Genomic DNA, 10,371 nt, shown 5'->3' with positions numbered 1-10,371 from the left:
CACATCGGAAAAGGTAACAAGGGACGCCCCAAACAACGCCGCACCGGGAATCAGGAAGCGGTGTTCGGCACCAAGGGCAAGACGTGCAATATGCGGGGCAACCAGTCCGATAAAACCGATAACTCCGGTAAAGCATATAGCCCCTGCCGCCATGAGCGAAGCGGCCAGAATCCCGCCGATACGCAAACGCCGCACATTGACGCCCAGCGACGAAGCGGTTTCTTCACCGGCAAGCAACGCATTGAGATCCCACGACAGTTTCAGTGCGAACGGTACCGGAAGCAGGATCATGACAGCGGCCATCCCCAACTCCGACCATCCCACGCGCCCCAAATTGCCGAACCCCCAAAAGACAATCGCCTGTACCTGATATTCCGTGGCAACATATTGCAGCAACGAGGTCGCGGCGGAAAACAGGAACATAATGGCAACCCCACCGAGGATCAGCGTTTCAGGACGGCTGTCGCGCAGTCGGGCAAAGCCCAGTGCCGCAAACGCCGTCAATGCGGCGAATACAAAAGCGTTCCCCGCCATCCCCCATTGCGATGCCCCGCCCAGTAGAATAGCCAGTGCGGCACCGAAGGCCGCACCTGAGGAGATGCCCAGCGTAAAAGGAGAGGCCAACGGGTTCCGCAGTACCGCCTGTGCCAGCGTTCCACTCATGGCAAGCCCGGCTCCCACCAACGCCCCCATGAGCACTCGGGGAAGGCGCAAACGAACAAAGAGCGCCAACTCGTGTTCAGAGAGCCCCAAGGGAAGGCGCACTACACCGTTTCCCACACTCATCCCCAAAAGGAGCATACACAACGCCACCAAGGCGAGCAGCCCCAAAAGAAGATTCTGCCGTTTACGGCGAGCAAGGTAGCGAGCAGCAGGAATGACATGCATCTCTTCAATCTCATTTGAGTATTATTTTTATTAAAAAAATGTCACCCAAATAGGTAGCACACTCTCTACAATTGTGCTACTTCTTTTTTCGTGTTCGACGAGGTTCCTTACGCCCTCATCTCTTCCCAATACCCCCAGCGACAGGCTCCTGACTGATGATTCAGACTGAACATATCACAAAATCGTTTGGCCGAACCCGCATCCTGTCCGGCATAAGCCTGCATGTGAGGGATCGGGAACTTGTGGCCTATCTCGGACCGAACGGAGCCGGAAAGACAACGACCGTACGTATCCTGTCCGGTCAGGCACGGGCCGACGGCGGCACCGTCAAGCTTGCCGGGCGCGACCTCACCGAACACCCGTTGGAAGCCAAGGCATTGTGCGGTGTCGTGAGCCAGCATCTCAATCTGGATGCGGAACTTTCAGTACGGGAAAATCTGGACATTCATGGACGCCTTTTCGGCATGAACGCATCCGAGAGAAAGGAAGGGATCACCAGTTTGCTTGAAGTCGTCGAAATGGAACACAAGGTTGACGTGCTGACGAAAACGCTTTCGGGGGGAGAGAAACGGCGTATCATGCTGGCGCGGGCCTTAGTGCATAAGCCCCGCATCCTCTTTCTGGACGAACCCACGGTAGGGCTTGATCCGCTCATCCGCCGAAAACTCTGGGGCTTGATCAAACGCATCCAGCAGGAAGGCACAACCATCCTGCTGACGACGCACTACATTGAAGAAGCGGAATTTCTTGCCGATCGGGTTATCTTTCTCGACAAGGGACGCATCGTTGCCGAAGGCACACCGCACGCACTCATGAACCGGATCGGGCAATGGGCCCTTGATGTACAGCACAACGGCCTGTTGACGCCCCGCTATTTCAGCAATCGCAACGAAGCCGCCGAAACCGCCACACGGGAACACGAATCCAGCACGGTGAGAAGGGTCAGCCTTGAGGACGCGTTTCTGAGCATTACGGGACGCAAAGTTTCAGGGAGTGCACAGTGAAACTGCTCCGTGGCATGACGGCCGTATACCTGCGCGAAATGCTCATCCTCAGACGCCGCATTCCCAAACAATTTGCTTCGTGGCTCGTCTCGCCGCTTCTGTATCTGGTGGCTTTCCATTACGCCATGAGTGATACGCTCGTCGGCTCGCGCCCCTATGCCGACTTTCTTTTACCCGGGCTCGTAGCCATGAGCAGCATGACCCAAAGCTGGGCCATCGCCAGCGACATCAACATCAGCCGCTTTTACTGGCATACCTTCGATGAATTTCAAACAGCCCCTCTCCATGCCGTGGCCTACGCCACCGGAGAAGTATTGGCGGGGATGACCCGTGCCGTACTGGCCTGTCTGGTCGTTATGGGGATCGGAATGCTCGGCGGTATCCAAATCGCCTACGGAGCACCAGGGCTCTGGCTCGCGCTGCTGTTGAACGCGTGGTTCTTTTCAAGCCTTGCCGTAGCGCTTGCCATGCACGTCAAAGCCCATGCGGATCAGGCCCTGCTGTCCAATTTCGTCATCACGCCCATGGCCTTTCTCGGAGGCACATTCTTCCCGCTGGCTCGCCTCCCCGGTTGGGCTCAACATGTTCTGGAACTCCTTCCTCTTCCCCATGCGGCGCAGGCCATGCAAGCCGCCGCCATTGGTCAGCCCGTGCGTTTTCTTTCCTACGGCCTGCTTTTTCTTGGTGCCGGCGCCGCGTTTGCGTGGGCCATCTTCAGTGTCAGGAGCGCACAGGGATGAACCTGTCAGGAGGGCGCTGTTTCTGCCTCATGTTGGGCGTGTCGCTTTTGGCACATGGAGGACTTTTCCTCAATCGTCCGCCGTTGGCACGTCTTTCCAAACCTGAAGCGGCTCCGCTCTCTCTGCGCCTCGCCGTAACGACAGCTCTACCCGTGCCGACCGATACGGTGGAATCCAGCCCGCAAAAGTCCCCACTCGCTTCGAAAGAAAGAACTCTACCCAAAACAACCCCTCAGCGAGAGTCTCCACCGCCTAAAAAGCGTTCCACCCACCAAGCCGAAACTGGAAAACGGAGAACAGCCCCCCCAAAAACAGCAACACCGCCAGAGCATTCCCGCGCACCACAGGCTCAATCGGCAAAGGCCCCCGCACCTCCCTCTCCACAACACACCGTACAGCCGGCACAAGGAAAAACGGAAGCAACCGCCCCCGGCGCACGTCATTCGACGCCGTGGACGGGCCGAAATTCCTCCAGCCGCCAGCACCGCGTTACCCACGGCTGGCGCAACGCAAAGGTATCGAGGGGCAGGTGCTCATGGAATTGATGATTGACGCGGAGGGGCGTTTGATGAGTGCGTCCATAAAAAAAAGCGGCGGGAACGGATTCGATGAAGCGGCCCTTGAAGCCGTCCGGAAGGCCATTTTCCGCCCCGCGACCCATAACGGACGCCCGGCAACCTGTATCGTCCTCCTTCCCATCCACTTCACGCTGAGGAATGCCTCATGAATTTTCTCGTGTCCTTTGCCGATTTCTTTGCCAAAGGCGGCCCGCTCATGTGGCCCATTCTCCTGTGTTCCGTACTCGCTCTCGCCATAGTCCTGTTCAAGACGCTGGAATATACAACAGCCCTGCATACGCTCGGAAAAATCAAACGGGGCGACTCCATTCCCCCACCTTGGTTTTTGGCACCCATCTGCGAACGACTTGGGACAGCCGACGAAGAAACCTTATCCCTCACAGCGAACAGGCAGGTCAGGAAGCTGGAGCGGGGGCTTGGCGTCCTGGAGTTGATCACGACGATCGCACCCATTCTGGGGCTTACCGGCACAGTGACAGGAATGATCAGCACATTTCAGGCAATAGGGGAACACGGATCACGGGTGGATCCTTCCATGCTCGCCGGGGGTATATGGGAAGCCCTGATCACGACGGCTGCCGGATTGCTGGTCGCCCTTCCCGCGCATGTCGCCTATCATTTCCTTGAGAACCGTCTGTCTGAACTTATCCAGACCGTTCAAGAAATCGTTGACGTTCGCCGCATCGCCTCCTGTGGGATATCCCATGGAAATTAAACGGCGCACACGGGCACGCAACAACATGAGCATTACACCGCTTGTCGATGTGGTGTTCCTCTTGTTGCTGTTTTTTGCTCTCACTCTCCATTTTTCTCCTGAAGAGGCCATCTCCGTAGAACTGCCGACTTCTTCATCGGCAAAACAACAAGCGGAAACGGAGATTATCCTGACAGTCCCCCCAGAAGGGATGATCCGTCTGAATGGAAAAGATGTCCCATCACAATCTCTGGAAACGGAACTCGTCAGCCTGCGGAAGATTGATGAAAAACAAGCCGTACAGGTACGCGCAGATCAAGAGGTAGAAGTCGGTAAACTTGTGGCAATCATCGATGCAATCCGCAACGCCGGATTTCAGCATTTTGATCTGATGACGCAACAAGTTAACCGCAAATAATAATGGACTCTTTTTGATCTTCATTCTATCTTTGGTCTTTGCAGGAGTAAACATTTTCGCACTTGATGGCGTCAAGTTGTCGCAGCAACCGCAGCCGGAATGAATGGACACATTTCCAAGCCCATCGACACCACATTGCTATACCAGACACTCGCCGAGCACCTGTAGAGAGAGCTAATTCCTCATAAACAAGAAAGCTCCTCCATCCAAACGGGTAACCGCTTCCGCCTATTCCTCGATCCCTTCCGAAAACAAACAGCCTCGCATGGCAAAACGCCATACGGGACTGTTTCCTCATCCGGATGCCTGATTCCGAAACAAGATGGGGCCTACCACCCAAAATGAAACGAAGGCTGTCCCCACTGTCGGCTGAGAACCTGTAACAGGCAGCAGGCTACACGGGAAAATGCCGCCCCAATGAAATGCTTCAAACACATTTGCCGTCATTCTCTATGAGTAAGCTTACTTTATCCAGTGAGCCAATACCTGATAAAGAAGATTGATGTTCAGAGGTTTTGCTACGTGGGCATTCATACCCGCGTCCTGGGCTCGCTGAATATCTTCGGCAAAGGCGTCCGCGGTCATTGCGATGATAGGAATGCTTTCAGCATCTTTTCTTGGAAGTTTTCGGATACTCCGGGCGGCTTCATACCCGTTCATAACCGGCATCTGAATATCCATAAGGATGGCGTCATAATAATTTTCGGCGCTCGCCTGCATCTTTTCAACAGCGATTTTTCCGTTCATGGCCTCTTCTGTGGAGGCTCCCGCCATTGCGAGCACTTCTCTGGCAATTTCGGCATTCAGTTCGTTATCTTCCACAAGCAAAATACGTTTGCCTGACAGATCGGCAGTTGCGGAGTCACATCCGTGAGCCATATCCTTACCGGACTGCGGGATGACGAACTGTTCCAGAACATACAATAAACGGGATCGGAACAGCGGCTTTGCGATAAATTCACTGACACCGGCCTGACGGGCCTCCTGCTCTATCTCAGACCAGTCATACGCGGAAAGGATGATGACGGGCACCGTTGGCCCCCATTGGGAACGGATGCGCTTTGTGACTTCAACGCCATCCATGCCGGGCATTTTCCAGTCGACGATAATCGCAAAGTAGTCCTGTCCCCGTTCGCGCGCTGAATTGATCCGCTCGATCCCTTCTTTCCCGTTCAATACCCACTCGCTCCGCATCCCGGCATCATTCAGGATAAGGCAAACGCTCTCGCAGGCGGCCTGATCGTCGTCCATGATGAGGATGGGGAGCCCCTTCAGTTCCTGGATCACATCCTTATTCTTTATCTGCTTTTTCAGATGGAGAATGACCGTAAATGTTGTCCCCTTGCCCCATTCGCTGGAGACATTGATCTCACCGCCGAGTATATTCACGATGTTGCGGGTAATCGCCATGCCGAGCCCAGTCCCGGGGATTTTCTCCTGTCTGGCTTCATCGGCACGCTCAAAGGGTAAAAACAAACGCTCCAGAAATTCAGGAGTCATACCCATTCCGTTGTCTTTGAAGGCAAACTGGAATGTACTATACGGCTGGGACTCGTCATGGATTTCCAATATGCTGAAATCAATAGTCCCGCCCTCAGGTGTATATTTGATGGCATTGGACATCAGGTTGGTGAAGATTTGTTGCAGGCGTAGAGGATCTCCAATGATGTCTTCGTGGACAACATCCTTAAGATGAACATGCAACGTATGTTTCTTTTGTTTTAAAAGCGGTTGCAGCGCCAAGAGAACATTTTCCACCAGTTCAGCAAGGTTGAACTCGCTTTCGCTCACTGAGAGCTTGCCGCTTTCTATCTTGGACATGTCAAGCACTTCATTAATGAGATCAAGCAACAGGTTGGATGATTTGGTGATTTTATTCAGGCACTCCAACATGCTTTCCGCATTATGCACATTCGCTTTGGCGATTTCCGTCATGCCGACGATACCGTTCATGGGAGTGCGGATATCGTGTGACATGCTGGACAAAAATTCACTTTTGGCCTGGTTCGCCTGATTTGCACTTTCGCAGGCATCCTTCAAAGCCTGCGTATATAAGCTTTCCTTCAGTCGCGCCTCCGTGACATCCTTGGCGATGAGAAGCCCAAGCACATTTCCGGTCCGTTCATCTTTGGTCAGGATAATATTCTGCTTGATGAACATAGGATGTTTCCCATCGGAAACGAGCCTATATTCCAGATCGTCTTCCATTTTTCCCTTCTCGAACAATTCGTGAAAACGCTCCGGGGCCATTTTTTCAAGGACAAGCTGCCGATCCTCAGGGACTACGCTTTCCTCCACCCAACATTGGATAAAAGCATTGAAAGGCACAGGGGATGAAGAAAAATGCGATAAGGCCGCATTCAACATACCGTTGGAACAGAGGATGGATTCTATCCGGTCACGGCTCACATCAAAAGAGAACGCAATATCAGCATTGGAAACAATAGCCTGTTTATATTGCGCTTCATTATCGTACCGTTCTCTCGTACGCAAATAAATACTCACTACGAATAAAAGGCAGATGAGAGAAACACCGCACAGTGTGAATGCTTTTTTTAAAATGCTATCCGCATCCTGAAGTATCACATTATTGGGAATGATGGAAACAAAATACCAATTCTGGAAATGCAAAGGAGTATAACAGAGAACTTCTTTCCCTCGCTCTCCATGAAAAAGCATCGCTCCTGTTTTTCCTTCCTTCATTTTCTGGCTTAATCCATCGAGATCATTTTCCGCATGAGAACGGAACAGATCATAGATATTTACAAAGCTTTTATTGCTAGCTGGATGGAGGGAACGGAGGATAATGTCCCCCGATTCGTTGACGGCATAGCAAAAACCCGCATTATTATAAAAAGCGGGTGAATACTTATTATAGAAGTCCTCAATGGGGGTACTTTTCAGAATAAGCGCACGCTGCCCATCTTGAAGCATGATGGAGACGTACGCGCTCAGGACGCGCCTTCCCGTCATGGGGTTGATATAGGGACCTACGATGCCGCTTGTCGTAGATGGATCATCCAGCACAGTTTTGACTTCTTCAGGCAGCCCTTTGACATCAGGCCTACACCAAGTTCCATCTTGAGTCACAAACTGAATGGGGTAACCTGAATAAGAAAACTGCTGGAGTTTGTTACAAAGAGTTTCCGTACCTTTTGATTTGAATACATCTATTTCCTGCGCCAGTGTAAAAAGGATTTCCTTGTCCCGCTTCAGAGCCCTTTCCAGCCCGTTGGCTCCTTGCTGCGTTGTTTCGATAAGGTTCCTGACCGCATTGTTCCATAAGGCTTCCTGCACTGTTCGGATGAAAGACAATGCGAAAAAGACCATTAACAAGGTCGATATGATTATCGCCCCCATTACGTAACCATTTTTTCTGATTGTTCGGAGAGGAAATTTCACAAGTTACCTCCCGATATGGCATCCGAAACGGCGTCATCGAGATATCCGAGCGCCTGTTCCGTTGTCGCCCCTTTCAAAATACTGAGGGAGGCCAAGCGGGATATCTCCCAGATGGGAAACGCAAAACGGCTATCGGCACCGACGATAGCCCGCCCGCTTCGGAGATTTTCTCCGATGGCTTGTAGCAAGGGTTCTTCCAGAGAAACGCTTTTCATCGGGCTAAAAGACGCCTGACCGGCACAAAAACGGTTGATGGACTCTGGGCGTATCAAATAACGCAAGAAACTCTTGGCTTCGGGGAGATGTTTTCCATGCGCATTGAGTGCAAGCCGGGTATCGATATTGACGACAAGAGCCGTCCCGTCTTCCAGAACAGGGTAAGGGACTATCGTATACTGAAAACTGACCAGCTTTTTCAGCCGGACAGAGGCCCACACGCCAGTGAGCATGAACGGGGACTCACCTTGAGAGAATTCTATGAGATCATCTTTAGTCTTTTCCGTAGCCAACGCGCGTTTGCGATCTATGTAGCCATGTTCACAAAGGTATTCCAGTAATTCAAAGCCACTGCGCAAATACGTACTCAAGGGAAACTTGCCCGTATTGATTTCGGAAAAAGTGGCTTCACCGGACTGATAGAGAGCGGGCATTCCCCGTGCCATAACAAGCGTTTTCAATGAAATGTCATTATTTGCGATAATAGGGGTAATGCCCGCTTCACTGAATACCTTACAGGCGTCAAGGAACTCCGTTATATTATTCGGAACTGAAATCTGATATTTTTTCAATAGATCCAAATTACAATAAAGCCCAAATGCGGAAACGCTTGTAGGCAAAGCAAAAACGGAGCCGTCTTTTTCCCGTATCTGCGACAACGTTAAAGCTGAATACTCATTGATTTCATTTAGTTCAGAAAGATCAACAAGGTTTCCTCCCTGCGATAGTGCGAGAAGGGTATCCTGATTTATCATAAAGAGGTCGTCGCCATTCTCCGTCTGCATCCGCCTTTCCAAGACAGGAAAATACGCTCTACCCTTGATACCTTCATAAAGAACATTGACGGTCTTATTCTGATTCATGAATTCAGTGATAAGTTGCTCAATAGTACGGACATTGTCCGTTTCCCATTTAAATCCGAAAAAAGTGAGTTGAATATTGTTTTTGCTGTCAATATATTCATAACTGACGGGATGATACTGCTGAGGGAAAAAGACTGCCCAAGAAAGGGTAATAATGGTTACAAGAAAAGAAAAAAGAAGAAAAAATTTTTTCATAAAATACTCGGCACATAAAGGGAGTAACAGACAATATTTTTTTTAATACTATGTTTATGGATATATAAAATAACACTTTTTCAAAGGCAAACTTTCATCAAAATATTTTTTAATATTTTACAAATTCATTTTTTTGTCAACTGCGAATACAAATAAATTGTATTGTCCAACAGTCTATCACCAGACACGAAATGATATATTATTGAAGCATACGATATTGCAGCATCATATTTTATATTGCTATTCTATATGGTTATTACTCTATTGTTTTTGCAATACATTGCAAAAAGGCAAACGGCAGATCAGGACACACTAAGCCTGATAGAATCATTAGCAAATATCACATAAAGCTTTTATTCAGACATAAACGCCATTACGGCATTCTTATTTATAATCAAAATTTAAACTATTTGAACATACAAAATATTTTTATATACAATAATAGTATATATAAGTCAATATAAAGAATATTTTTTTGGATGATCACCCCTATATTACAGTTATATTGTATACCAGTATGTTCTCATTTTAATTTATAACAATGAAATATACGTTTCTGAAGGTCGAGTTCTAAAAAAACACTTAGCCCATCAATGCCTTCATATCGTTTGCAATCTCTTAGAAGACAGTTCTAGAGAACTGTTATTCGCTGATTATCGTCAATACACAGAGTGCGGGTGCTAGTGTAGTGTTCCAGAACGCGGGCGCGCAGGACAATAACAGGTTTGTGAGCATAACACATTGAAGGCGTTCGGTGTTCATTCTCTGCGGAGAATTCAGTAAGGCCCCCTTGGCCCGAAAGACAGCTTCGAGGCAACGGGTACGTTGGACTTCTCTATCAAGATGGTAGGATCCGACGCAGACCTCCTGAGTGGAGGTATCGAGCATAACCGCGCTCCTTATCGGTATTTGTTTCTAGGGAAAAATTATTTTCCTATTTAATATATTAAATTTATTATTTTTTGTTTATCACATACTGTTATATGCCTTCCAAAAACCAAAACAAGCTTCCCTCATGTGCCGATTAAACGGAGTAGTTCCGGGGCATTCGTCTTGCCGTAGACCAAATGGGAATCGCGTACCACCTCTTCAGCAAAGGCCTTGGCCTGTTCATAGGTGTCCTTTTTTCCCTCCACTACATACCGCTTCTGCGCCACCATCTTCATTTTTTCCGTCGCGGGACGTACGGAAGGCCGCCAGTCGAGGGAACCGCAGTTGAAACGTTCCGCCACGCTATGGGGTGCCCCATAACCTTCATCAATTTGTTCCAGAGCCGAGCCGACGTACCGCCCGCCACCTGCTCGCGCATTTCTTCCATGTATGCGTCGGTGATCAGCGCGTCGCCGTACAATTCCTAAATAAGCCGGGCTCCC

The 10,371-nt window shown here is 49.9% G+C and carries 9 protein-coding genes; 5 read left to right on the top strand and 4 right to left on the bottom strand.

The features are described 5' to 3' along the window. On the bottom strand, nt 1–888 hold an 888-nt coding region (locus HMPREF0178_RS01165; RefSeq protein ID WP_009378369.1), incomplete at its 3' end, for an iron ABC transporter permease. 155 nt (nt 889–1,043) lie between these two features. Between HMPREF0178_RS01165 and HMPREF0178_RS01160 the strand changes: the two genes are divergently transcribed. From HMPREF0178_RS01160 to HMPREF0178_RS01140, 5 genes are all read left to right on the top strand, one after another. Continuing rightward, complete coding sequence (locus tag HMPREF0178_RS01160; protein WP_009378367.1) at nt 1,044–1,892, top strand: ABC transporter ATP-binding protein; 849 nt, start codon at nt 1,044–1,046, stop codon at nt 1,890–1,892. Then, on the top strand, nt 1,889–2,632 hold the full coding sequence (locus tag HMPREF0178_RS01155; RefSeq protein ID WP_009368071.1) for an ABC transporter permease: 744 nt from the start codon (nt 1,889–1,891) through the stop codon (nt 2,630–2,632). The genes HMPREF0178_RS01160 and HMPREF0178_RS01155 overlap by 4 nt, the downstream gene beginning before the upstream one ends. Nucleotides 2,633–3,083: 451 nt before the next feature. Continuing rightward, nucleotides 3,084–3,359, top strand: coding sequence for an energy transducer TonB (locus tag HMPREF0178_RS20760; RefSeq protein ID WP_255344654.1), 276 nt, complete (start codon nt 3,084–3,086; stop codon nt 3,357–3,359). Then, on the top strand, nt 3,356–3,925 hold the full coding sequence (locus HMPREF0178_RS01145; RefSeq protein ID WP_009368069.1) for a MotA/TolQ/ExbB proton channel family protein: 570 nt from the start codon (nt 3,356–3,358) through the stop codon (nt 3,923–3,925). Before HMPREF0178_RS20760 ends, HMPREF0178_RS01145 begins: the two co-directional genes overlap by 4 nt. Then, complete coding sequence (locus HMPREF0178_RS01140) at nt 3,915–4,322, top strand: biopolymer transporter ExbD (protein WP_009368068.1); 408 nt, start codon at nt 3,915–3,917, stop codon at nt 4,320–4,322. Before HMPREF0178_RS01145 ends, HMPREF0178_RS01140 begins: the two co-directional genes overlap by 11 nt. 462 nt (nt 4,323–4,784) lie before the next feature. On the opposite strand, the gene HMPREF0178_RS01135 is transcribed toward HMPREF0178_RS01140, so the two are convergent. From HMPREF0178_RS01135 to HMPREF0178_RS22300, 3 genes are all read right to left on the bottom strand, one after another. Further along, a complete protein-coding gene (locus HMPREF0178_RS01135) occupies nt 4,785–7,724 on the bottom strand; it encodes a response regulator (RefSeq protein WP_009368067.1) in 2,940 nt (979 codons plus the stop codon). Continuing rightward, the gene (locus HMPREF0178_RS01130) at nt 7,721–8,998 is read right to left on the bottom strand and encodes an ABC transporter substrate-binding protein (RefSeq protein WP_009368066.1); all 1,278 of its coding nucleotides are present in this window, start codon (nt 8,996–8,998) and stop codon (nt 7,721–7,723) included. The genes HMPREF0178_RS01135 and HMPREF0178_RS01130 overlap by 4 nt, the downstream gene beginning before the upstream one ends. A 1,013-nt stretch (nt 8,999–10,011) precedes the next feature. Continuing rightward, nucleotides 10,012–10,371, bottom strand: a 360-nt coding sequence (locus HMPREF0178_RS22300; RefSeq protein ID WP_232281159.1) for a hypothetical protein, incomplete at its 5' end; no start/stop codon positions are given.

The organism is Bilophila sp. 4_1_30 (assembly GCF_000224655.1).
GTDB lineage: Bacteria > Desulfobacterota > Desulfovibrionia > Desulfovibrionales > Desulfovibrionaceae > Bilophila > Bilophila wadsworthia.
Note: the sequence above shows the minus strand (reverse complement) of the source record. Positions and strands in the feature narration are given on the sequence as shown.